24 protein-coding genes and 1 tRNA gene are annotated in these 23,152 nt (G+C 67.4%); 14 read left to right on the top strand and 11 right to left on the bottom strand.

Annotation, left to right across the window (positions count from 1 at the left end):
* The first annotated feature begins 26 nt into the window (after window positions 1-26).
* Window positions 27-518 carry a pyridoxamine 5'-phosphate oxidase family protein gene (locus tag ACLIVD_RS26645; RefSeq protein ID WP_491930887.1) on the top strand — a complete coding sequence of 164 codons (492 nt, stop codon included), beginning with the start codon at window positions 27-29 and terminating at the stop codon, window positions 516-518.
* 4 nt (window positions 519-522) lie between these two features.
* Here ACLIVD_RS26645 and ACLIVD_RS26640 read toward each other — a convergent pair whose 3' ends face one another.
* Complete coding sequence (locus ACLIVD_RS26640) at window positions 523-1,110, bottom strand: nucleotidyltransferase family protein (RefSeq protein ID WP_491930886.1); 588 nt, start codon at window positions 1,108-1,110, stop codon at window positions 523-525.
* A gap of 99 nt (window positions 1,111-1,209) precedes the next feature.
* Between ACLIVD_RS26640 and ACLIVD_RS26635 the strand changes: the two genes are divergently transcribed.
* From ACLIVD_RS26635 to ACLIVD_RS26615, 5 genes are read left to right on the top strand one after another with little or no spacing between them, the layout of a single operon-like run.
* Entirely contained in the window at window positions 1,210-2,712 is a 1,503-nt protein-coding gene (locus tag ACLIVD_RS26635; protein WP_491930885.1) for a CoA-acylating methylmalonate-semialdehyde dehydrogenase, read from the top strand.
* Between the two features lie 10 nt (window positions 2,713-2,722).
* A complete protein-coding gene (locus ACLIVD_RS26630; protein WP_491930884.1) occupies window positions 2,723-3,874 on the top strand; it encodes an isobutyryl-CoA dehydrogenase in 1,152 nt (383 codons plus the stop codon).
* Window positions 3,875-3,879: 5 nt separating this feature from the next.
* Window positions 3,880-4,938, top strand: coding sequence for an enoyl-CoA hydratase/isomerase family protein (locus ACLIVD_RS26625; RefSeq protein ID WP_491930883.1), 1,059 nt, complete (start codon window positions 3,880-3,882; stop codon window positions 4,936-4,938).
* The gene (mmsB, locus tag ACLIVD_RS26620; protein WP_274542891.1) at window positions 4,935-5,870 is read left to right on the top strand and encodes a 3-hydroxyisobutyrate dehydrogenase; all 936 of its coding nucleotides are present in this window, start codon (window positions 4,935-4,937) and stop codon (window positions 5,868-5,870) included. Before ACLIVD_RS26625 ends, mmsB begins: the two co-directional genes overlap by 4 nt.
* Complete coding sequence (locus ACLIVD_RS26615; protein ID WP_005252879.1) at window positions 5,867-6,643, top strand: enoyl-CoA hydratase; 777 nt, start codon at window positions 5,867-5,869, stop codon at window positions 6,641-6,643. Before mmsB ends, ACLIVD_RS26615 begins: the two co-directional genes overlap by 4 nt.
* A gap of 58 nt (window positions 6,644-6,701) precedes the next feature.
* Here the strand turns inward: ACLIVD_RS26615 and ACLIVD_RS26610 are convergent, their stop codons facing one another.
* Together ACLIVD_RS26610 and ACLIVD_RS26605 are read right to left on the bottom strand one after the other, a co-directional pair.
* Complete coding sequence (locus tag ACLIVD_RS26610; RefSeq protein WP_009474224.1) at window positions 6,702-7,235, bottom strand: MarR family winged helix-turn-helix transcriptional regulator; 534 nt, start codon at window positions 7,233-7,235, stop codon at window positions 6,702-6,704.
* A gap of 54 nt (window positions 7,236-7,289) precedes the next feature.
* The gene (locus ACLIVD_RS26605) at window positions 7,290-8,540 is read right to left on the bottom strand and encodes a multidrug effflux MFS transporter (RefSeq protein ID WP_283335878.1); all 1,251 of its coding nucleotides are present in this window, start codon (window positions 8,538-8,540) and stop codon (window positions 7,290-7,292) included.
* A 93-nt stretch (window positions 8,541-8,633) separates the two neighbouring features.
* On the opposite strand from ACLIVD_RS26605, the gene ACLIVD_RS26600 reads away from it, so the two are divergent.
* Window positions 8,634-8,705 (top strand) — tRNA-Cys (locus ACLIVD_RS26600).
* 48 nt (window positions 8,706-8,753) lie between these two features.
* Here ACLIVD_RS26600 and ACLIVD_RS26595 read toward each other — a convergent pair.
* Together ACLIVD_RS26595 and ACLIVD_RS26590 are read right to left on the bottom strand one after the other, a co-directional pair.
* On the bottom strand, window positions 8,754-10,058 hold the full coding sequence (locus tag ACLIVD_RS26595) for an MFS transporter (RefSeq protein ID WP_491930882.1): 1,305 nt from the start codon (window positions 10,056-10,058) through the stop codon (window positions 8,754-8,756).
* 53 nt (window positions 10,059-10,111) lie between these two features.
* On the bottom strand, window positions 10,112-11,725 hold the full coding sequence (locus tag ACLIVD_RS26590) for a class I adenylate-forming enzyme family protein (protein WP_280783646.1): 1,614 nt from the start codon (window positions 11,723-11,725) through the stop codon (window positions 10,112-10,114).
* Window positions 11,726-11,932: 207 nt separating this feature from the next.
* On the opposite strand from ACLIVD_RS26590, the gene ACLIVD_RS26585 reads away from it, so the two are divergent.
* Both ACLIVD_RS26585 and ACLIVD_RS26580 read left to right on the top strand, forming a co-directional pair.
* Window positions 11,933-12,235, top strand: coding sequence for an ArsR/SmtB family transcription factor (locus ACLIVD_RS26585; RefSeq protein ID WP_280783645.1), 303 nt, complete (start codon window positions 11,933-11,935; stop codon window positions 12,233-12,235).
* Window positions 12,232-12,750 (top strand): SRPBCC domain-containing protein, encoded by a 519-nt coding sequence (locus tag ACLIVD_RS26580; RefSeq protein ID WP_280783644.1) that lies wholly within the window; start codon window positions 12,232-12,234, stop codon window positions 12,748-12,750. Before ACLIVD_RS26585 ends, ACLIVD_RS26580 begins: the two co-directional genes overlap by 4 nt.
* A gap of 181 nt (window positions 12,751-12,931) precedes the next feature.
* Here ACLIVD_RS26580 and ACLIVD_RS26575 read toward each other — a convergent pair whose 3' ends face one another.
* Window positions 12,932-13,540, bottom strand: a complete 609-nt coding sequence (locus tag ACLIVD_RS26575) for a TetR/AcrR family transcriptional regulator (protein ID WP_280783643.1) — start codon at window positions 13,538-13,540, stop codon at window positions 12,932-12,934.
* A gap of 99 nt (window positions 13,541-13,639) precedes the next feature.
* Here ACLIVD_RS26575 and ACLIVD_RS26570 point away from each other — a divergent pair, with 99 nt between their 5' ends.
* The 3 genes from ACLIVD_RS26570 (at window position 13,640) to ACLIVD_RS26560 (ending at window position 16,726) form a co-directional block, all read left to right on the top strand.
* On the top strand, window positions 13,640-15,427 hold the full coding sequence (locus ACLIVD_RS26570) for an N-acyl-D-amino-acid deacylase family protein (RefSeq protein WP_491930881.1): 1,788 nt from the start codon (window positions 13,640-13,642) through the stop codon (window positions 15,425-15,427).
* Complete coding sequence (locus ACLIVD_RS26565; RefSeq protein ID WP_491930880.1) at window positions 15,424-16,272, top strand: alpha/beta fold hydrolase; 849 nt, start codon at window positions 15,424-15,426, stop codon at window positions 16,270-16,272. The genes ACLIVD_RS26570 and ACLIVD_RS26565 overlap by 4 nt, the downstream gene beginning before the upstream one ends.
* Before the next feature lie 106 nt (window positions 16,273-16,378).
* A complete protein-coding gene (locus tag ACLIVD_RS26560; protein WP_280783710.1) occupies window positions 16,379-16,726 on the top strand; it encodes a helix-turn-helix domain-containing protein in 348 nt (115 codons plus the stop codon).
* A gap of 8 nt (window positions 16,727-16,734) precedes the next feature.
* Here ACLIVD_RS26560 and ACLIVD_RS26555 read toward each other — a convergent pair whose 3' ends face one another.
* Window positions 16,735-17,319 (bottom strand): ATP-dependent Clp protease proteolytic subunit, encoded by a 585-nt coding sequence (locus tag ACLIVD_RS26555; protein WP_005264590.1) that lies wholly within the window; start codon window positions 17,317-17,319, stop codon window positions 16,735-16,737.
* A gap of 4 nt (window positions 17,320-17,323) precedes the next feature.
* On the bottom strand, window positions 17,324-17,932 hold the full coding sequence (locus tag ACLIVD_RS26550) for a ClpP family protease (RefSeq protein ID WP_005568279.1): 609 nt from the start codon (window positions 17,930-17,932) through the stop codon (window positions 17,324-17,326).
* 305 nt (window positions 17,933-18,237) lie between these two features.
* On the opposite strand from ACLIVD_RS26550, the gene ACLIVD_RS26545 reads away from it, so the two are divergent.
* On the top strand, window positions 18,238-18,921 hold the full coding sequence (locus tag ACLIVD_RS26545) for an arsenate reductase/protein-tyrosine-phosphatase family protein (protein ID WP_491930879.1): 684 nt from the start codon (window positions 18,238-18,240) through the stop codon (window positions 18,919-18,921).
* Here ACLIVD_RS26545 and ACLIVD_RS26540 read toward each other — a convergent pair.
* Genes ACLIVD_RS26540 through ACLIVD_RS26530 form a run of 3 tightly spaced genes read right to left on the bottom strand, consistent with a single transcriptional unit; the run spans window position 18,905 to window position 22,042 of the window.
* The gene (locus ACLIVD_RS26540; protein WP_283335885.1) at window positions 18,905-20,062 is read right to left on the bottom strand and encodes a sulfotransferase family protein; all 1,158 of its coding nucleotides are present in this window, start codon (window positions 20,060-20,062) and stop codon (window positions 18,905-18,907) included. The genes ACLIVD_RS26545 and ACLIVD_RS26540 overlap by 17 nt on opposite strands.
* A gap of 19 nt (window positions 20,063-20,081) precedes the next feature.
* Window positions 20,082-20,870 (bottom strand): SDR family oxidoreductase, encoded by a 789-nt coding sequence (locus tag ACLIVD_RS26535; RefSeq protein ID WP_317571334.1) that lies wholly within the window; start codon window positions 20,868-20,870, stop codon window positions 20,082-20,084.
* 5 nt (window positions 20,871-20,875) lie between these two features.
* Entirely contained in the window at window positions 20,876-22,042 is a 1,167-nt protein-coding gene (locus tag ACLIVD_RS26530; protein ID WP_280783637.1) for a hypothetical protein, read from the bottom strand.
* 93 nt (window positions 22,043-22,135) lie between these two features.
* Here ACLIVD_RS26530 and ACLIVD_RS26525 point away from each other — a divergent pair, with 93 nt between their 5' ends.
* Window positions 22,136-23,059, top strand: a complete 924-nt coding sequence (locus ACLIVD_RS26525; protein WP_317571333.1) for a helix-turn-helix domain-containing protein — start codon at window positions 22,136-22,138, stop codon at window positions 23,057-23,059.
* The last annotated feature ends 93 nt before the right edge of the window (window positions 23,060-23,152 follow it).

The raw sequence follows: 23,152 nt of genomic DNA, 5'->3' as shown, positions 1-23,152 counted from the left end.
CACGGGATTCGTCGTAGGGTCGTGGCATGGCCAGCTGGAATGAGTTCGCCGACGCTGCTCCGCGGATTGCCGCTATTTTCTCCCGCAGACACGCGGCGACCGGAAACCTCTGCATGCTCGGCACGCTTCGCTCCGACGGATTCCCGCGGATCAGCCCGGTCGAGCCGAGATTCTTCGAGAATCAGTTGTGGATCGCCGGAATGCCGAACACTACGAAGTTCCGGGATCTGGCTCGTGATCCGCGCTTCTGCCTGCACACCGCGACCGTCGATACCGAGGTTAAGGAGGGCGACGCGAAACTGTGGGGTGTCGTCGACGACGTCCAGGACAAGGCCCTGCATCAGCGTTTCGCGCAGGCGCTGTTCGACGAGACCGGGTTCGACATCCGGGGGCAGGAATTCGATCACTGTTACCGTGCCGACCTGACCGGCGGCTCGGCAGTGGAGGTCGGCGACGGTCACATGGACATCACCATCTGGAAACCGGGAGAGCCCGAGCACGTCGTGCGGAAGCACTGACTGCTCACTCCGGCCACGGCACCACCGTCGGACGAGGCCATTCCTTCTGCCACCGGGCGGCTTTGGATTCGTACACCTCCCGCGGGGCGAGGACGGGGTTCGGGCGCAGGATCATGTCGAAGAGGTCGGTGAATCCGTGGGGAGCGTAGATCTCGTCGTCTCCGCTGGGTGTTCTCCGGATGCCGTAGCAGCAGGTGGTGGAGGCGAAGTGGTCGATGGCGTCGTTGCAGTCGGTGAAGGGTGTCGAGGGCACGCCGAAGTGGTCTTCGTACCAAAGATGCACCCGTGCTTCGTTTCTGACCTCGACACGCACGTCGAGGTCGTCGAACAGTGCGTCGGCCTTGCGGATGACGTCGTCTTCGGCCTCGTAGCTGGTGTCGCTGTCGTCGAAGTAGAAGAGGTCGTAGTCGTTGATTCCCGACTGCGGGTCGCGGCCGTCGAGGTGGTTCCAGGCCGTCTGGAACACGGCGCCTGCGGTGAGGTACCACTCCGAGAGGCCGAGTTGGGGTGCGCGGTCCAGGATGGTGGTGATGCACGGGTTGGTCCGGAGGATGCGGACGAAGTTCAGCTCCTCGGGAGAGTGACTCTGCATGATCCGATCGTATGGTCTGGACATGCATGGACATCCAACTATAGGATGGGCTACATATTCGGAACTCCCTCATCATCGAGCAAGAAACGGGTTCGCACAATGGTTCAAGAGCTATCCCACTTCGTCGGCGGCAAGCGCGTCCCCGGTGCCTCCAGCAAGTTCGGCGACGTCTACGACCCCAACACCGGTGAGGTGCAGGCGCGTGTGCCTCTCGCCGACAAGGCCGAGACCGAGGCGATCATCGCGAACGCGGTGGATGCTCAGCGGGAATGGGCGCTGTTCAACCCGCAGAAGCGGGCCCGCGTCCTGATGAAGTTCCTCCAGCTCGCGCAGGAGGAGATGGATTCACTGGCGCGCCTCCTGTCGTCCGAGCACGGCAAGACGATCCCCGACGCGAAGGGCGACATCCAGCGCGGCCTCGAGGTCATCGAGTTCGCACTCGGCGCCCCGCACCTTCTCAAGGGTGAGTACACGGAATCCGCCGGAACCGGCATCGACGTGTACTCGATGCGTCAGCCGCTCGGTGTCGTCGCGGGCATCACGCCCTTCAACTTCCCGGCCATGATCCCGCTGTGGAAGGCCGGCCCCGCGCTGGCCGCCGGCAACGCGTTCATCCTCAAGCCGTCCGAGCGCGACCCGTCGGTGCCGCTGCGTCTGGCCGAGCTGTTCCTCGAAGCAGGTCTGCCCGCAGGCGTGTTCAACGTGGTCAACGGTGACAAGGAAGTGGTGGACGTCCTGCTCACCGACGACCGCGTCAAGGCTGTCGGCTTCGTCGGCTCCACGCCGATCGCGCAGTACATCTACGAGACCGCCGCGGCCCACGGCAAGCGTGCCCAGTGCTTCGGCGGCGCGAAGAACCACGCGATCATCATGCCCGACGCCGACCTCGACGAGGTGGCAGACGCCCTCATCGGCGCTGGTTACGGCTCCGCGGGTGAGCGGTGCATGGCCATTTCCGTCGCGGTCCCGGTGGGCGAGGAGACGGCGGATGCGCTGGTCGCCAAGCTGACCGAACGGGTCGCCAAGCTCACGATCGGCCGCAGCGACGACGAGTCCGCCGACTTCGGTCCGCTCGTCAGCAAGGACGCCCTCGAGCGGGTGAACAGCTACATCCAGATCGGCATCGACGAGGGCGCGGAGGCCGTGATCGACGGCCGCGGCTTCACCCTCGAGGGCCACGAGAACGGCTTCTTCGCCGGCGCGACCCTGTTCGACAAGGTCACCACCGACATGCGCGTCTACAAGGAAGAGATCTTCGGACCCGTCCTGCTCGTCGCCCGTGCCGCGGACTACGAGGAAGCACTCCGCCTGCCGACCGAGCACGAGTACGGCAACGGCGTCGCGATCTTCACCCGCGACGGCGACACCGCCCGCGACTTCACCAACCGCGTGAACGTCGGCATGGTCGGCGTCAACGTCCCGATCCCCGTGCCGATCGCGTACCACACGTTCGGCGGCTGGAAGCGCTCCGGCTTCGGCGACCTGAATCAGCACGGTCCCGACTCGTTCCGCTTCTACACCAAGACCAAGACCGTGACGCAGCGTTGGCCCTCAGGCAAGAAGGAAGAGACCAACCACTTCGTCATCCCCACCATGAACTGAACGGACCTCCATGTTCACCTTGACCGATGACGAGCGGGCGATCAGCGACACTGCCCGCGATTTCGCGGCCGAGTATCTCGCGCCGCACGCCGTGGAATGGGATCAGGCCAAGCATTTCCCCGTGGATGTCCTGCGTAAGGCGGCGTCGTTGGGGATGGGTGGGATCTACATCCGCGAGGACGTGGGTGGGTCCGAGCTCACTCGTGTCGACGCGGCCCGCATCTTCGAGCAGCTCGCGAAGGGGTGCCCGTCGATCGCCGCGTACATTTCCATCCACAACATGGTCACGTGGATGATCGACAGGTTCGGCACCGACGAGCAGCGCCGTGCGTGGGTGCCGGGGTTGTGTTCGATGGATCAGCTGGGCAGTTACTGCCTGACCGAGCCGGGGGCCGGTTCGGATGCGGCGGCGCTGAGTACCCGGGCGGTCCGTGACGGCGACGACTACGTCCTGAACGGGGTCAAGCAGTTCATCTCCGGTGCGGGCACCTCGGATGTGTACGTGGTGATGGCCCGCACCGGGGAGGGCGGGCCGCGGGGGATTTCGGCGTTCATCGTCCCGAAGGGGTCGCCGGGTCTGTCGTTCGGGCCGAACGAGGTGAAGATGGGCTGGAACGCTCAGCCCACCCGTCAGGTGATCTTCGAGGACGTGCGGGTGCCGGCGGCGAATCTGCTCGGTTCCGAGGGCGGTGGCTTCCGGATCGCGATGGCCGGCCTCAACGGTGGCCGGCTCAACATCGCGGCGTGCTCGGTGGGCGGCGCGCAGACCGCGTTGGAGCGGGCCGTCGCCTACCTGACGGACCGGAAGGCGTTCGGTTCGCCGCTGATCGACTCGCAGGCGCTGCAGTTTCAGCTCGCCGACATGCGCACCGAACTGGAGGCGGCCCGCACCCTGCTGTGGCGGGCGGCGGCCGCGCTCGAGGACGGCGCCCCCGATGTCGTCGAACTGTGTGCGATGGCCAAACGCTTCGCCACCGACACCGGTTTCGAGGTGGCCAACAAGGCGCTGCAACTGCACGGCGGTTACGGCTATCTTGCCGAGTACGGAATCGAGAAGATCGTCCGGGACCTGCGCGTCCACCAGATCCTCGAAGGCAGCAACGAGATCATGCGGGTGGTCATCGCCCGCAGCGTCGTCGGAAATAGAGGAACGGCAGGGTGACCTACGTGAATTCTGAATCTGAGGTAATTGTCGAGAAGCGGGACGGTCTGGGCCGCATCGTGCTCAATCGGCCCAGGGCGATCAACGCCCTCAATCACGGCATGGTGCGGCAGATCGCGGCGGCCTTGGCCGAGTGGTCCGGCGACGACGCGGTGCGGGCGGTGGTGATCACCGGTGCGGGGGAGCGTGGCCTGTGCGCGGGCGGCGACATCGTGTCGATCTACCACGACGCCAAGGACGGGGGCACCGGTTCGCGGGAGTTCTGGCGCGAGGAGTACATCCTCAACGCGGCCATCGCGGGCTACGGCAAACCGTATGTGGCGATCATGGACGGCATCGTGATGGGCGGCGGGGTCGGGGTGTCGGCGCACGGCAGCGTGCGGATCGTCACCGAGCGGTCGATGATCGGGATGCCCGAGACCGGGATCGGTTTCGTCCCCGATGTCGGGGGCACCTACCTGCTCGCCCGCACCCCGGGCGAGTTGGGCACCCACATCGCCCTGACCACCGCCCGGCTCAGTGCCGGCGACGCGATCGCGTGCGGGTTCGCCGACCACTTCATCCCGTCGGAGAAGATCGAGCAGTTCCTCGACGCGCTGTCGACCACGTCGGTTCAGGAGGCGCTCGCACAGTTCACCGAACCGGCACCGGCATCGGAGTTGCTGGGCCAGCAGGGCTGGATCGACGCCGCGTACTCGGCGAACAGTGTCGCCGACATCGTCGCCCGGCTGCGCGGCAGTGGGGTGCCGGAAGCTGCGAAGGCGGCCGAGCAGGTGCGCTCGAAGTCGCCGACCGCGTGCGCGGTCACCCTGACATCGCTGCGCCGCGCACGGCAGGCCGGCAGCCTCGAGGAAGTACTCAATGACGAGTTCCGGGTGTCCGTCGCCTGCCTGAGCTCGCCCGACCTCGTCGAGGGCATCCGGGCGCAGGTCGTGGACAAGGACCGCAACCCGCAGTGGTCGCCCGCCACCATCGAGGAGGTCGACCCGGCGCAGGTCGACGCGTTCTTCGCCCCACTCGGCGACCTCGAACTCGGCCTGACGGCCCCGCAGCGCCAGCACTGACCACCAGCCACACGCGTCCAGGAGGGACTGCTATGAGCACTACCGTCGGATTTCTGGGACTCGGCCACATGGGTGGTCCCATGGCGGCCAACCTCGTCAAGGCGGGGCACACGGTGGTCGGCTTCGACCTCGCGCCCGCCGCACTCGAACAGGCAGTGAAAGACGGTGTCACCGTCGCTGATTCGGCCGTCGAGGCCGTGCGCGAGGTGGACGTCGTGATCACGATGCTTCCGAGCGGCAAGCACGTTCTCGGGCTCTACGCGGAGATCCTGCCCGCCGCGAAGCCGGGCACCCTGTTCATCGATTCGTCCACTATCGACGTCGCGGACGCCCGGGCGGCGCACGACGAGGCGGTCGAGGCGGGCCACCGTTCGGTGGACGCACCCGTCTCCGGCGGCGTCGTCGGCGCCACCGCGGGAACGCTCGCGTTCATGGTCGGCGGCACGGCGGACGACTTCGAGTCCGCGAAGCCGCTGCTGGACGTGATGGGCAAGAAGGTCGTCCACTGCGGAGATCCGGGCAACGGTCAGGCCGCGAAGATCTGCAACAACATGATTCTGGGCGTGTCGATGATCGCCATCAGTGAGGCGTTCGTCCTCGGCGAGAAGCTGGGTCTGAGCAACCAGGCCCTGTTCGACGTCGCGTCCAACGCGTCGGGTCAGTGCTGGGCGCTCACCACCAACTGTCCTGTGCCCGGACCGGTTCCGACGAGCCCGGCCAACAACGACTACCAGCCGGGCTTCGCGGCCGCGCTGATGGACAAGGACCTCGGTCTCGCCGCGAACGCGCTGAAGACCAACGGCGTCGAGGCCGACCTCGGGCTGCGGGCCGCCGAGCTGTACAGCCGGTTCCACGCCGCCGGTGGTGGTGGCCAGGACTTCTCGGCCATCATCAACGATATCCGCGACCGTTCTACCAAGGGAGACCAGTGACCGACTTCGAGACCATCCTGCTCGAACGCAAGGGCCGGGTGGGGATCATCACCCTCAACCGTCCGAAAGCGCTCAACGCACTGAACTCCGAGCTGATGCGCGAGGTCGTGTCGGCGGTGGAGGAGTTGGAGAAGGATTCGGAGATCGGTGCCATTCTGATCACCGGTTCCGATCGGGCATTCGCGGCGGGCGCCGACATCAAGGAGATGCAGCCCAAGTCGTACATGGACGTCTACCTCGACGACTTCTTCGCCGCGTGGGATCGGCTCGCCGCGGCCCGCAAGCCGACGATCGCTGCCGTCGCCGGTTACGCACTCGGCGGCGGATGCGAGCTGGCGATGCTCTGCGACATCCTGATCGCCGCCGACACCGCGAAGTTCGGTCAGCCGGAGATCAAGCTCGGTGTCATCCCCGGCATCGGCGGCTCGCAGCGGCTGACCCGCGCGGTGGGGAAGGCCAAGGCTATGGAACTGTGCCTGACCGGCCGGAACATGGACGCCGAGGAGGCCGAACGTGCCGGGCTGGTGTCGCGGATCGTGCCCGCCGCGGATCTCCTGGACGAGGCGCTGCAGACGGCGACCACCATCGCCGAAATGTCGCTTCCGGTCGCGATGATGGCGAAGGAAGCCGTCAACCGCTCGTTCGAGACCACCCTCACCGAAGGTGTCCGGTTCGAGCGTCGGGTGTTCCATTCGACGTTCGCCACCGAAGATCAGAAGGAAGGGATGGCGGCGTTCGTCGAGAAGCGTGCGCCCGTCTTCAAGCACCGCTAGAAGCCCTGAAAACGACTGTCGCCCCGCACCGGATCCGGTGCGGGGCGACAGTCGTCTCTCACCACTTGGTGGGGGCGTCTCCGGTGTCGAAATCGCCTGCCTCGCGGCGCAGTTCGGCGAGGATCGTGACCAGTTGTTCCAGCTTGTCACCGGACACCCCGGGGCGCGAGAACACCTGGGCGTTGAGTCGCTCGGTGGACTCGACGGCCAGTTTCCTTCCCGCGTCGGTGATTTCGATCAGGGTCGCGCGGCGATCGCTCGGATGCGGGACACGTCGCACGAGATTCGCCGTCTCGAGCCGGTCGACAGCGTTCGTCACGCTGGTCGGGTGAACCTGAAGGCGCGCGCTGGCCTTCGCCATCGGGAGCGCACCCGTACGCGTGAACGTCAGCAGCGTCAGCAATTCGTACCGGGCGAACGTGAGCCCCGACGGCTTGAGCACCTCTTCCACCCGGGCCATCATGATCTGCTGTGCCCGCATCACCGAGGTCACCGCGGCCATGCCGTCGGCGACATCACCCCAGCCGTGCTTCGTCCACTGCCGGTGGGCCTCTTCGATGGGGTCGAGATGAAGTGGTGACGGTGGTGGCATGCGTCGATCATCCCATGACGGGTGATGGGCCGCGAAAATCTGCCGAACGTGTCGTCAGTGCGCTTCCGCCTTCGCGGCGGCCGCCAACGCCACGAGTCCGAGTCCCGCGCACGCCGTCATCGTGACCGCGAGTGCGACGCCGGTGTTGCCGAGCACGCCGACCAGGGGAGCGATCAGCGCGCCGACACCGAACTGCAGGGCGCCGAGCAGCGCGGCCGCCGTACCGGCCGCCTCCCCGTGCCGGCCGAGAGCCAGTGCCGGGGCGTTCGGCAGGACGAAGCCGACACCGGCGAGGAGGAACCACAGCGGAACGACGAACCCGACGAGCCCGCCGAACTCGAAGTGGGCGGTGGTGACCAGCGCCAGCCCGGCCACCGTCGCGAAGGCGAGGGCCGACACCGTGATCTGCAGCGGTGACCACCGTGCGAGGGCGCGGACGTTGAGTTGCGAGGCGCCGATCAGAGCGATCGCGCCGGAGCTGAACAGCAGCGCGAACTGCTGCTCGTCCAGGCCGTACTGGTCCTGGAACACGAACGACGCACCGGAGACGTACGAGAACAACGATCCCATCGCCACACTCGACACGAGGGCGAGCACCATGAACGCGCGGTCGCCCAGCAGGCTCTTGTAGGTGCCCAGCACGGCGCGCAGATTGCTCTTGCGCCGCCGCTCCGGCGGCAGCGTCTCCGTCAGACCCCACACACCGATCAACGCCGTCAGCATGCCGATCACGGCGAGGACGACGAAGATCCCGCGCCAGTCGACGGCGATGAGGAGCGCCCCGCCGATACTCGGGGCGAGAACGGGTGCGACCCCGAGCACGAGCATCAGTCGCGACATCACGACGGCCACGGTGTTCCCCGAGAAAAGGTCGCGGACGACGGCGAGCGCGACCACCGCTGCGGCGGCGGCCCCTATGCCCTGGAAGACGCGGAGCACACCCAGCACGGCCACGGTCGGCGCGAAGACCGCGAGCACGGACGCGACGACGTGGACACCGATACCGGCGATCAGGGGACGCCTGCGCCCGAGGCTGTCCGCGAGCGGTCCGACGATCAACTGCCCCAGCGCGAGGCCGAGCAGGGTGCCGGTGATGGTCAGCTGGACCGCGGACGAGGACGCGCCGAGGTCGGTTCCGATGTCCGGAAGCGCGGGCAGGTACATGTCGATGGTGAAGGGGCCGAGGGCCACCATCGCGCCGAGTACCAGGATCACCCGAAGGCTGGGACGGGTGGTTGTCCGGTCGGCGGTCGGGGCGGCGCGTTCTTCGGTGTCGGTCACGAAGCAACACAGCAACGAGGGCACGTGGTTTGTTCCCGCCCCGGCGTGTCGGTTTCAGAATCACCGTGAGCGCAACCCTCGCGCCCGGGGCACCGGCCGGGCACAGTGATCATCGATGCGGGTGTGACTGAGTGGTTGAGGTACCGGCCTGCAAAGCCGTTCACACGGGTTCGAATCCCGTCACTCGCTCGGGTGAGAACCGGCAGGTGATGCACCTGCCGGTTCTCTTTCGCGTGGTCACACGTCTTCGAGGCGAATGCCCTTGGTCTCCTTCATGAACAGGCACGCGACGCCGGTGAGGACGGCCAGCACCATGATGTAGACGCCGAACACCCAGCCGAGGTCGAGTCCGAGGAGAAGCTGGTTCAGGTACGGGGCGGTGCCACCGAACACCGCTACGGAGAACGAGTACGCGAATCCGATCGCCTGGGTGCGTAGTCGCGTCGGGAAGCTCTCCGACAGCGTGGAGGACAGAATCGACGCCGGGACCGCGACGATCAGCAGGGCGGCGGTGGTGGCGACGAGCAGGGTCCACCCATCGGACGTGATCATCATCGTCAGCGGCAACTGCAGGACGAACATCAGAACCGCGAAGGCCCCCAGCATGGGCCGTCGGCCGATCTTGTCGGAGAGCAACCCGAGGAACGGCAGCGAGACCAGAGCGATCAGCTGAGCGATCACCAGCATCCAGTACGCGGTGTCGGGATTCATGCCCTGCTGCGTGATCGCGTACGTGGAGATGTACGACGTCCACGTGTAGTGCGCGGCCGTGATGCCCGAGGTCATCCCGATCATCAGGAGGATCGCCCGGACGACGGTGCGGCGGGGGATGCTCGGCTGATCGTCATCCTTCTGCGCAGCATCGAAGACGTCGCTCTCGTCCATGCTGCGGCGCAGGTACAGGGCGAACAGTGCCAGGAGCGCGCCGATGAGGAAGGGGATACGCCAACCCCATTGACCGACAGCGGTGTCGGACAGGGAGGAGGTGACGACGCCGCCGACGGTGTAGGCCAGCACCGAACCGCCGAAGATCGCGATGAACGCGACGCTGCCCCACATGCCGCGCCGGTGCGGAGGTGCGATCTCACCGACGTAGGAATACGCGGTCGCGGACTCGCCGCCGTGCGCGAAGCCCTGCATGACGCGCGCGGTGAGCAGGATCAGCGACGCCCACGCGCCGATCGTCGAGTAGGTGGGCATCACCCCGATGATCAGGCTGCCGGTGGCCATCATCAGCATGGTCGTGACGAGGACGAACTTGCGTCCGCGCTTGTCGGCGATCCGGCCGAAGATGATCCCGCCGAGCGGGCGCATCAGGAACCCGACCGCGAACACGGCGAGCGTGGACAGCAGGGCCGAGACCGGGTCCGAGTTGCTGAACATCGCCGCCGCGATGAACGGGGCGAACACCGCGTACGCGCTCCACTCGTACCACTCGAGGACGTTGCCGACGGAGCTGGCGAGGAGCGATTTCTTGCGGGAGGCGAGGGTGGTGCCGGAATGGGTTTCAGGCTGCGCCTGGCGAGTGAGGTCGACGTTCACGTGCAGTCACTTTCGTCGGGGTCGCGGAGTCGAGATGTCGAGGGGAGGAGCCGTCAACGCAGGTCGCTGCGACGGATCTTGCCTGTCTGGGTCTTCGGGAGGTCGGTGATGATGTGCACCAGCCGCGGCCGCTTGTACGCGGCGAGCCGGTCGCGGGCGAACGCGACGAGTTCGTCCTCGGTGGCGGTCGCGCCCTTGCGGAGCGAGACGTAGGCCACCACCGATTCGCCCTGGTAGTCGTCGGGTTGCCCGACGACGGCGGCCTCGTGCACGGCCGGGTGTTCGTAAAGGGTGTCCTCGACCTCACGGGGCCACACCTTGTACCCGGACACGTTGATCTGATCCTTGAGCCGGTCGACGAGGTACACCCACCCCGCCTCGTCGATGATCGCGACGTCCCCGGTGCGCAACCGTCCGCCGGGCAGTGTGTCCCGGGAGGCGTCCGGGTTGCGCCAGTAGCCCGAAACAACCTGCGGTCCGGCGATTTCCAGTTCGCCCGCGGTGTGGGGCGGAACAGGGTCACCATTCGGGTCGACGGCGCGGATGTCCACCCGGGGCAGCGGGAGACCGATGGACAGTGAGCCACTCGACGGGTCGACCGGCGCCCGCAGGCCGGGTGGCACCGCAATCACTCCGGCCGTCGTCTCGGTCATCCCGTACGCGTTGTGGATGTACTTGCCGAATCGGGCTTCGAACTTCTCCACGGTGGCAGGCGGGATGGGCGCGCCGCCCGAGTAGAGGGTCTTGACCGAGGCGAAGTGGTCCGCGCTCACCCCCGGAACCTCGGACAGCGCGTTGAACACGGTGATCGAGCCGATCGTGTAGGTCACCCGGTGCTCCACGAGCGTCTCCAGTGCGACGGCCGCGTTGAACCTGTTCGCGAAGACGAGCAGGCAGTCCCGGACGAGGGCGACACCCGCATTGAGCACGGCGCCGGTGATGTGGAACAGGGGAGCGACGGCGAACACGACGTCACCGTCGACGACGCCGGCGCACTCACCGAAGTCGAGTGCGGTGGCCAGCACGTTCGCGTGGGAGTTGAGCGCGCCCTTCGGTGGGCCGGTGGTCCCGGAGGTGTAGGTGAGCAGCGCGAGGTCGTCTCCGTCGAGTTCGACCAGGGGAGGCCGCCTGCCGCGAAAGCGCGCGAGGAGTTCGACGAGGTCGCCGTCGGCCGCCGGCGTGGCACGCGTGGTGGACTCGAACACCCGCGGATCGTTGCGGGTCTGGAAATCGAGGGCGCTGGTGCTGATCGAGAATCGCACGCTGCTGCCTCGCAGGGTCTCCGCCGTGGCCGCGGCGCTCACGTCTTCGCAGAGGATGCCGATCGGCTCCGCATCGTCGACGAGGCGGCGGAGTTCGTTTCCGCGGTACATCGGATTGAGCACCAGCGCTGCTGCGCCGACCTTCCACAGCGCCAGCAGGGCGAGGACGTACTGCGGCACATTCTGCAGGTAGATGCCCACCCGGTCACCGCGCCCGACGCCCCACTCGCTCAGCGCGACGGCGAGGGCGTCCGACAGGTCGTCGACCTCACGGGCAGTGAGGACACCATCGAAATAGGCCACGGCCGGGTGATCGGGATACGCCTGCACGCGCGCCTGCCACGCGTCGAGCGTGGTCGCCACGGGTGGCTCCTGGATTCCGTCGTTGATGAACGTCGACGACACCGCATGTCCTTTCTCCGGCTCGGTCCGAACGGGATGTCCGAATTCGAGCGGCCGACCGATCACTCGCTCGGTCGGTGTGGGCAAGTGTCGTGTGTCACATGAGGTGTGTCAAGTCGGGGCCCCGCCCGCCGCCCGGAGGAAGCCGGGGTTGCCGTGAAGACCTCGGTGACGGTTGCCACTCATATTTCCGTCTGGCAATATGAGGCTATGAGCGCCTACGCCGCCCTGGCCGAGCCGCACCGCAGACAGATTCTCGACCTGCTGCGTGAGGGTGAGCGGCCCGCCGGAGAACTGGTGGAGCGCATCGCGCTCAGTCAGCCCGGCGTGTCCAAGCACCTCAAGGTACTGCGCGAGGCCGGGCTCGTCGTGGTGCGCGTGGACGGCAAGCAACGTCTGTACGCGCTGCGCCCAGAACCCCTCGCCGAGGTCGACCAGTGGCTGGAGCCGTACCGCGCGTACTGGTCGAGGCGCCTCGACGCCCTCGAACGACACCTGGAGGAGAACCCATGACCGACGGAACCCTGGAGACGATCGACGGCCGCCCGGCGCTGCGCTTCGAGCGCACGCTCGCCCACTCGATCGAACGCGTGTGGCGGGCGGTCAGCGTGCCGGCAGAGCTCGAGCGCTGGTTTCCCGCCGCCGCCGAGTGGACACCGGCGACAGGGGAGACCTTCGAGGCCTACGGCGCGACCGGCGAGGTGACCGAGGTCGATGAACCCCATCGGCTGGCGTGGACCTTCGGCGGTGAGCGGTACAGCTTCGATCTGACCGCTGAGGGCGACGGATGCCGGCTGATCTTCATCCATGTCTTCGGCGACCGTGCGATCGCAGCGCAGACCGCGGCCGGCTGGGAGACCTACCTGTCGCGGCTCGAGCCTCATCTCGCAGGCGGGTACCTCTCCGAGGCGGAGGCGCACGGGTCGTGGGACCGGTGGGAGGAACTTCACGAGCGCTACGCCGAGCGCTTCGGCGTCGACCCGACGCCGGGACGGAAATTCCTGGAGGCGCAGCGCGCCGGCCAATGACGTCCGGTAGACCCTCTGCCGAAACGGCGCTCGTCCAGCAGTTCCAGCCTGCACCGGACGCGCTCCGGGAGAGACCGGGTGCCGCCTCGACGGGAGCGGCGAACACCTGGCACGCGTCGACCAACCCGGCCGCGAAGGCGTGGGAGGCGAGCCCGGGGTTGCTGTCCGGGTGTGATCCGGATCAGCGTGTCACGTCCAGTGCGTCGACGTCGACGCCTGCCGCCGGAAGCAGGTGATAGAAAGCGCGTTCGCAGAGATCGATCATGTCCGTGCGGTCCATGGTCGGCTCGTCGAGCCACGACAGCACGATCTCCTCCATGAACGCCTGCCAGCCCGAAATCGCGGCCTCGAGCGCGGGTGTCGTCGGCACCCCGAGCTCGGCCAGCGACGCGCCTATCCAGCGGGTGAACGTGCGCCGCATGCCGCGGTAGATCTTCCGCATCCGCTCGTCACCGCTACCGGCCATCCGCATGACCGCCAGGTAGATGGTGGGGTGCTCGATCACCGCGTCCGCGAACGTTTCGACGCCGGCTCGGAGCTGCCCGGACACGGGGAGCGTCGCGTCGGGTGTCATCCGGCGTTGCAATTCGGAGGCCGAGGCCTCGAGGACGGCGTTGCGAAAACCCTGCTTGTTCTTGAAGTAGTGGAACAGCAGGGGCGGGGAGACGCCCGCCTCGGCCGCCACCTGGTCCATCGACAGGTCGTCGAACGGCACCGTCTCGAGAAGCCGGACGGCCACGTCGAGGATCTGCGCGCGCCGATCTTCGGGAGAGCGGGGTGCGGCGGCCACCCCTGCACTCTATTGAGGAACCCTCGCGCCGTCCATTGACTTTTACTCAACGGGATACGTAACCTCGGGTTACACATACCGAGTGTGAGGAGCGCAACAATGTCGGATTTCGATGTCGTCGTCAATGGTGGGCTGTGGTTCGACGGGACCGGATCCGCGCCCCGGCGGCGCAATCTCGGCATCCGCGACGGTGTCGTCGTCCGCGCATCGATCCGTCCGCTGCCCGTCGGGCCCGACACCGAGATCATCGATGCGGCAGGCAAATGGGTGGTCCCCGGATTCGTCGACGTGCACACTCACTACGACGCCGAGGTGCTCGTCAGCCCCGGGCTGCCGGAATCGGTGCGACACGGCGTGACCACCGTCGTCCTCGGAAACTGCTCCCTGTCCACCGTGTACTCGACGCCGCGTGAATGCGCCGACCTGTTCAGCCGGGTCGAGGCCGTGCCACACGACTCCGTGCTCAGGATCCTGGACGAGAACAAGATCTGGCAGAGCCCGGCGGAGTACGTCGAGGCACTCGAATCGCTGCCGCTCGGCCCCAATATCGCCGGTTTCATCGGGCACTCCGACATCCGCACCCACGTGCTCGGCCTCGGCCGGGGCACCGACAAGCGGACCACGCCGAGCACCCGCGAACTCGAGCGGATGGGCGCGATGCTCACCGAGGCCGTCGACGCCGGCTTCCTCGGCCTGTCCTCGATGACAAATGCGCTCGACAAGATCGACGGCGACGAATACCGTTCGCGCTCATTGCCGTCCACGTATGCGCGGTGGAAGGAGTTCCGCTTCCTCAACCGCATCCTGCGCGAGCGCGGCAAGATCCTGCAGAGCGCGCCGACGATCAACCTGCACCCCAACATCGCGGGATTCTTCGCGGAGAGTTCGGGTCTGGGACGACGCAAGCCCCTCAAGACGTCGCTGCTGTCGGCCGCGGACTCGAAGGCCTACCCGCCGATCGTGTACTTCATGCTCGCCGCGGCGCCCCTGCTGAACCGCTTCGCCAAGACCGACTTCAAGTGGCAGCACCTCCCGGTGCCGTTCACCGTCTACGCGGACGGCATCGACCTCGTGGTGTTCGAGGAGTTCGGCGCCGGCGCGGCGGCACTGCATCTCAAGGACCAGGTGGAGCGAAACGCCCTGCTGCAGGACGAGTCCTACCGACGCCGGTTCCGCAAGGACTACGACAACAAGTTCAGCCCCCGCATCTGGCACCGCAATTTCTACGACGCGGTGATCGTCGGGTGCCCCGACGAGGCGCTGATCGGCAAGACGTTCGGCGCGGTGGGCGACCTGCGTGGCGTCCACCCGGTCGACGCGTATCTCGATCTCGTCGTGAAGTACGGCACCGATCTGCGGTGGCGGACCACCATCGCCAACCATCGTCCCAAGTTCGCGAAGAAGCTCGCGGCCAGCTCCGGCGTGCAGATGGGATTCGGCGACGCAGGTGCGCACCTGCGCAACATGGCGTTCTACAACTATCCGATCCGGTTGCTGAAGAAGGTCAAGGACGCGCAATCCGACCGCAAACCGTTCCTGTCCGTCGAGCGTGCCGTCCACCGGCTGACGGGCGAGCTGGCCGACTGGTACGGCATCGATGCCGGCCACCTGCGCGAAGGGGACCGCGCCGACCTCGTCGTCATCGATCCGGCGGGTCTCGACGCGACGGTGGACGGATTGTTCGAGGCCGAGGTCCCCGAGTACGGCGGTCTGCGCCGGATGGTGAACCGCAGTGACGGCGCGACGGTCGCGACGGTGATCAACGGCAGGCTCGTCTACCGCGACGGGGAGTTCACCGGCGGGTTCGGCGCCACCAAAACGGGACGGTTCCTCCGCGCCGGAGCGTCGGCCGCAGACCACAGCGAGCGTGAGCCGGCCGTCCGATGAGCGGCACGGAACGGATCGGCACATTCACCCGGGACGGGCTCGTGTTCGACGTTCGCGACGAGGGTCCGATCGACGGCACGCCGGTGGTGCTGTTACATGGATTTCCGCAGGACTCGCGGTCGTGGGACGAACTGGCGCCGCTGCTGCACCGGCGGGGATTTCGCACCCTCGCGCCGGACCAGCGCGGCTATTCGGCCGGGGCCCGGCCCCGCGCCCGCTGGGCGTACCGCACCGCGGAACTGGTCGCGGACGTCGTCGCGCTCATCGACCAGGCGGGCCTCGGGCCGGCGCATGTCGTCGGGCACGACTGGGGCGCGGCGGTGGCCTGGGGTATCGCGGCGGAACGGCCCGACCGGGTTCGCACGCTCACGGCGCTGTCGGTGCCGCATCCGGCGGCGTTCGTGCGGGCGATGGTCACCAGTCGCCAGATCCTGAAGTCCTGGTACATGTTCGCGTTCCAGCTGCCGTGGATTCCGGAGCGGCTGATCACCCCGGACGGTTACGGCTACCGGGCACTGCTCGCCAGCGGCCAGTCTGCGGACGGGGCGAAGCGCGACCTGGAGCCCATGCGCGACCGGACGCGGGCCCGGGGCGCCCTGAACTGGTATCGGGCCATGCCGTTCACCGCACCCCGTTCGGCCTCCCGGAAGGTCCGGGTGCCCACGCTCTTCGTGTGGAGCGACGGCGACACGGCGATCGGGCCGGTAGGTCCCGAGCTGACCGCACGCTTCGTCGACGGCCCGTACACCTACGAGGTGTTCCGCGGCGTGAGCCATTGGATTCCGGACGAGGCGGCCGAGCGCGTCGACGAACTACTCGGCAACCACCTGCTCGATGAGTCGTGACGCCGATCGGTCCGTCCGCGCCCCGTCGCCGGGCGGTACTGATCGGCTGTCCGCTGTCGGTGAACGCCGCTCCGTCCGGGTGCGTCGTCTGGAAGACTCCGAAGGTATGGAAGCTCAGCGCAGACTGACGCTGGTGACGGCCGCTCCCGAGCAATCACGGGAGGAGCCGCTGGTGCGTGAGCTGTACGGGCGAGTGCTCCGCGAGGCCCGCCGGGACCAGGATCGGAGTCTCGAGGACGTCGCCGCCGCCGTCGGCATGTCGAAGCAGTACCTCTCCGAGATCGAACGCGGGAAGAAGGAGCCGTCGTCGGAAATGCTGCGCGCGGTGTGCGGCGCGCTCGGTCTGCCGGTGGAACACCTGCTGTTCCGGTCCGGGCGCCGGCTCGGCGCGGCGAACCGGAACCCGGCGACCAGGAGCGTGAACCGGCAGGTGCCCACGCTGCTCGCCGCGTAGCGTCCTCGTCAGGCCGCGACGAGCGTGTCGGCCAGGCCGTACTCGATGGCCTCCTCGGCTGTGAAGATGCGGTCCCGGTCGGTGTCCCGCCGCAGGCGTTCGACGGTCTGACCGGTGTGTTTGCTCAGGATCGCCTCGGTCTGCGAACGGACCCGCATGATCTCCGCGGCCTGGAGCGCCAGGTCGGAGATCGTGCCGTTGCCCTGTGTCGACGGCTGGTGCAGCAGCGTCCGGGAATGGGCCAGGACGTGGCGGTGTCCCTTGGTTCCCGCCGCCAGGAGCACGGCAGCGGCGGACGCGGCCTGACCCATGCAGTACGTGGCGATGGTCGGTCGGAGGAACTGCATCGTGTCGTAGATCGCGAGCATCGCGGTCGTGGAGCCGCCGGGCGAATTGATGTACAGACCGATCTCCTGATCGGAACTGTCCGCCTGGAGGTGGAGTAGCTGTGCCATCACGACATTGGCGACTCCGTCGTCGATCTCGGTGCCCAGGAAGACGATCCGCTCGTTCAGCAGTCGGCTGAAGATGTCGAACGACCGCTCGCCTGCCGGGGTGCGCTCGATGACGTGGGGAATGGTGTATTGGGACATGGCTTCACAATCCAATTCTCGGGGCGGTGGTGTGCGGGGCGATCTCGGCGAACGAGGACACGACGCGGTCGACGATCCCGTAGTCGCGGGCTTCGTCGGCGGTGAACCACCGGTCCCGGTCGCTGTCCTCGGCGATCTGCTCGACCGGATGCCCCGTCTCGGCGGCGAGGATCTCCTGCGACTGTCGTTTCATCCGTTCGAGGCTCTCGGCCTGGATGGCGATGTCGACGGCGGTGCCGCCGATGCCGGCCGAGGGCTGGTGCATCATGATGCGGCTGTGCGCCAGACTGATCCGTTTGCCGTGGGTGCCCGAGCACAGCAGTACCTGGCCCATGCTGGCGGCGAAACCCATGGCGACGGTCACCACGTCGTTGGGAACGAGCTTCATCGTGTCGTAGATGGCCAGGCCGGCGAAGACGGAGCCGCCCGGGGAATTGATGTACAGCACGATGTCGCGTTTGGGGTCGGCGGCCGCGAGCAGCACCAGTTCGGAGCAGGCCCGCTCGGCCATGGCGTCGTCCACCTCGCCGGTGAGGAGGATCGTGCGCTGACGAAATAGTCTGTCCGCCAACAGGTCGCGGTAGTTCAGGTCGGGTAGTGCGGCTGTGGTCATGCCTCCATTACTACCGCCGCGCCGGCGCCGGACCGGCACTTGTCTGCTGTGGGCAGACGACCCGTGCCGGGGAGGTTCCGAACCCCCGGCGACGGCGGGGCGCCCACCCCGGGAAGTGACGCAGATCGCATACGCGGCGACACTCCGGTGTCGACCGCGGTGAACTGGGCGTTCGTGATTCGACGTGACCGCGAGGAGTCCGAGGGGTGAACGACTCACCACGGGAAGGTGAACGTTCGAAACAGACCGCTCGGACAGTGGAATTGCCCGCGCGCGAAGGCGAAGTCGCTGGTTAGGGTGCCCTCATGCACGTTCTGTTCATCTGCAGCGGGAACGTCTGCCGCTCGCCGATCGCAGAGCGGCTGACGCACGCGTTCGCGCTTGCCCACGACCTGCCGCACCTCACCGCGGAGAGCGCCGGCGTCCGAGCCCTCGTGGGCTTTCCGATCGAACCCGTCGCCGCCCGCGTCATCGAAGGCCTCGGCGCGAGCGCCGACGGATTCCGAGCGCGCCGCCTTCGGCCCGAGATGATCAAACGCGCCGACCTCGTCCTCGCGATGACCGAGCAGATCCGGGACCGTTCGATGGAACTGCTCCTCGGGACGAGCCACTGCACGTTCACGCTTCGCGAGGCCCGCCGGATCGCCACCGACACCGGTGCCCGCACCGTCGCCGAACTCGCCATCGCGCGAAGGGAGTACGGCCCCATCGACGACGCGAACATCAGCGACCCCGTCGGCCTCGGCGAGGCGGCGTTCACACAGGTAGGAGATCGGATCGCCGCCGAACTGATGCCGCTGCTCGACGCACTCGACCTCGGCAGCGGCACGAAGATGCGGGAACCCGAACCAGAACCAGAGCCCGGACCCGAGCCCGAGCCCGTACCGCTGCTGTCCCCGGTCGTCCACCTGCCGCTGTCGCCCAGGCCGCTGATCGCGGCGCGGGCGGCGTCGTCGATCCTCGACTATCCCGTCAGCTGGTCGCGCTGAACTGATAGTTGGCGAATCTCTCGTCCACCTGCTCGGCCGTCAGCCCGAATTCCTCGAGCGTGTACTTGTGGGACGGGCGGCGGTCGCCGCTGCGACTTTCGGCGTGCATCGCCTCCATCGCCGACTGGGCCGAGGAGCTGAGATCGAGCCCGAAGTGCGTGTAGACCCCTTCGACGGTGCCGAGGGGATCGGCCACGAATTCGTGGTAGTCGACGTCGATGAACTGAGCGGGGTCGTGCCGGGTGCGCGCCGCGGTGAACTGCTCGAGCCCCCGGGCCCACAGCTCGAGCTGGCTCTCACCGATGACGCTGCCCCGGAACTTCTCCGACCACCCTTCCGTCGCCTGTTCCGCCAGGCTGCACACCGACGGGACGATCGTGCGCGGCGGCCGGTGGGTCTGGATGATCAGGGCGTCCGGATAGACGGCGAGCAACTCGTCGAGCGCGAACAGGTGGCTGGGGTTCTTCAGCACCCAGCGGCGGTCCCGGTCGGGAAGCCCGATCAGCTGCAGGTTCTTCTTGTGCCGCTGATAGGCGTTGGTCCAGTCCTGGCCTTCCAGCCAGCGGGAGTACGTCGGGAGAGACGCCAGGCACTCGTAGGAGATCGACTTGAACGTCTGCCGCAGCAGCTGCCAGCACTCCTCGACCTCGCTCGCCGACATATAGTGCACGCCCATGAATTCGGGGCGTTCGATGTGGTGGCGGCTGAAGCCCTCCTCGATCTTCTGGAACACGGGATTCGATTCCCAGGTCTCGCGCGGCGGCCGGGGCTGGGGCATCTCGGTCAGCCACATCTCCAGGCCCTGATGCGACGGGTCCGCGGTGAGCAGCCGGTGCAGCGCCGTCGTTCCGGTGCGGGGAAGCCCGGTGACGAAGATCGGCCGCTCGATCCGCACGTCCGCGTGCTCGGGGTGCTGCTTCCACGCCGCCTCGCTCAGCAGCCGCGCCACCAGGGCGCCGCGGAGGAACACCCGCGACACCTTGCTGCCGAGCGGGGTCAGTTGCTCGTCGACGTGGTAGGAGTCCAGCAGGACGCCGAGGGCCTCGGTGTAGTCGTCCACGCCGAAGTCGGTGAGGCCGGTCAGGCGGGTGGCCGAGGCGTGAAGGTCCTCGACCGTCCCGACGGTGGTGCGCTCGCTCATGATGCTCCGGTTCTCGTCGCTAGTGATGGAATTCGCCGCAGTTGACGTCGAGGCACTGGCCGGTCACGGCGCTCGCCAGCGGTGAGGCCAGGAAGATCACGGCGTCGGCCACTTCCTCGGTGGTGGGGAGCCTCTTCAGGTCGGTGTTCGCGGCGGTGTGTTCGTAGATCTGCTCGACGGTCGTCCCGTACTTCTCGGCCTGGTGCGTGAAGTACTGCTTCAGCGTGTCACCCCAGATGTAGCCGGGGGCAACGGAATTGACGCGGATTCCCTGCGGTCCCAGTTCCGTGGCGAGCGACTGCGACGTCGCGAGCAGGGCGGATTTGGCCATCTTGTAGCTGCCGTACCGTTCCTGGGAGTGCCGGAGCACCATCGAGTTGATGTTCACCACCGCTCCGTTCGATTCGGCGAGTGCGGGGGTGAACAGCTGGGTCAGCCGCAGCGCCCCGAGCACGGTCAGCTCGAAACTGCTGCGGATGTGGTCGAATTCCGTGCGGGCCAGCGGTTTCATCGACGGAACCGAGAACGCGTTGTTGATCAGCACGTCGACTTTGCCGTACGCGTCGACGGCCGCGGACACCAGATTCTCGGCAGACGCCTGATCCGTGATGTCGGTCGGGACGGTCACCGCGCGGCGGCCGACGGCGATGATCTCCTTGGCCACCTCGTCGAGACGCGATGCGGTGCGGGCGGCCAGCACCACGTCCGCGCCGGCGTCGGCGCAGCGGACGGCGAGGGTGCGGCCCAGGGCCGGTCCGACGCCGGAGATGACGACCACCCTGTCCTGCAGGAGTTGCGGAGTAGTCATGGCGCTCACCCCAGCATCCGGTCCGCGACCGCGGCCTGGCGTGCGGCGATGCGTGCGGCGAAGTCCTCGGGCGAGATCTTGTTGGAGTCGTAGTACGGCAGCGCCCGATGGATCTCGTCGAACTTCACGACCTCGATGCGGGGCCCGTCGTCCGGGGTCAGTTCACGGGAGACGCGTTGCCAGCGGAACTGCAAGTACCCGCGGAGGTGCCCGACGGTGGCGATCCAGTTGGCCACGCCAGGATTGCGCTCGCTGACGACGAGACGGATGTGGTCGTCCGGATCCACCTGCGACTGGGCGACGTTCAGCGAGGTCTGGTGATTGACGTAGTCGAGGGAGATGTACCACATGCTGCCCAGCTGAAAACCCTGGTAGGGCACATCGGCTTTCGGGACGGTGATGACGATCGCCTCGTCGTCGGCGAGTTCGTAGTGCCCGACGGACGAGTACTGCGTGGCGAGGCCGCCCGGTGTCAGCCGCGGTTCGGTCATCGTGTTCACCGGCAGGTTCAGGTAGAACCACTCCGGGAACTGCAGCCACGTCTTCACCCGGGAGACGAGGGCTCTGCCCGCACGGGCATAACGCTTCTCGACGGCTTCCCGGGTGAGCGGCCCCGGAGCCGTACCCGTCGTATCCGCCCTGGCGATGCGGATGGTGCCGCGCTGCTGGCTCCAGTCGCTGTACACCTCCCGGACCACCAGTTGCGACGAACCCGGCGCGAGGGTGAAGTAGTTGCGCCTGCCTGCGCTCTCGTCGGGGCCGAATCGCACCTCGAACGAGCCGTCGGGGGCGATGTCGATCTCCCGGTCGTCGAACGCGGTGACGCTGCCGGGAACGTGTGCGGCCGTGTAGTTTCCGCTCAGCACCTGGAAGCTGAGGTCCGCGGTGGTGCCGCGCCGCCCGGTGACCACGTATTCGACGTCGTCGTTGATCCGGGCGCCGAAGTACAGCGTGTCGGGGTTGTCGAGGCCCATCTTCATGTACGGGCCGGTGCCCGAGATGAACGTCGGGTGCGACCGCTCGGTGGCCCAGGCCGCGTGCGTCGTGGCGAGAATGCCGCCGGCGAGGTACTGGTAGCCCTCCAGCAGATCCTGCTCGGTGCGGATGTGAGGGGCGCTCTCGATCAGTTTCTCGGCCTCGGCCATGGCGTCGGCGAATGGGTCGGTCAGCACACCGTGCTCCTCACGATGGGGGTGGTACAAATATGTACCTGCGTGGTAGGACTTTGATGAACCGACAATAGAACGTGTTCTAAGGAGTGGTCAATGGGACACGAGGACGAGACGCCCGACAGGGCGCAGGGCCGACGGTCGCCGCCCACCGAACGTGTGGTGCAGGTGCTCGACTTCCTGGTGGCGCGCAAGGAGCACCGCTTCGGTTTGTCGGAGCTGGCCCGGCAACTCGGCATCAGCAAGCCCACCTGCCTGGGGATCCTCACCGAACTGGCCCGCGGCGGCTATCTCGTCCGGGATCCCGCCACGAAGACGTACGGCCTCGGGCCCGCACTCATCGCGGCCGGCCGCGCGGCGCAGCAAGGATTCGCGGCCGGCCCGGTGGCGCGCGCGCATCTTGCCGTGCTCAGTGAGGAGTTCCGGACCACGTGCACGGCGTCGGCGGTGGTCGGCGACCGTATTGCCGTCCTGGAGCTGACGAGTCCGCCCGGTGTGCGGGCGGCCGCCAAGGTGGGGGAGATGTACCCGTTCGCGCCGCCCGTCGGCCTGATGTACGTGCTGTGGGACGGCGACGACGCGCTGCAGTCGTGGTTGCGCCGGGAGCCGACCCTGCCGGTGCGCCTCGACCGCGACCGGTTGCGCACCGTGGTGGACGAGTGCTCCCGCACCGGGTATCTCGTGGAGACGCTCACTCCCGTCGGTCAGCGCCTCCACACGCTCATGGCCGGCGTCGCCGCGCACGACCTGCCGCCGGAGTTGCGCGACGTGCTCGGCGAGATGGTGTCCAGCCTGGGGGAGCGGATCTACCTGGACGCCGAACACGCGGACCCCGCCGCGCCGCACCCCGTCAGTCTCATTGCCGCGCCGACATACGACGCCGAGGGTCATCAGGCCATGGTTCTGACGCTCTATGTGGGCGCCGAACTCGCGCGGTCCGACATCGCGCGGCGGGGCAAGGCTCTCGCTGCGGCCGCGGACGCGATCACCGCGGAGGTGGGCGGCCGCCGGCCGCGGTGAGACAGGGGCATTGACCACAATCTGAAACACGTTCTATTCTCGGAGGTGTAATCATTTTCGACCGAGCTGGTCCAAATATGGACCAGTGACCGG

The sequence above is a fragment of the Rhodococcus sp. G6(2025) genome (genome assembly GCF_058628105.1).
This window is presented reverse-complemented; position numbering and strand designations above follow the sequence as displayed.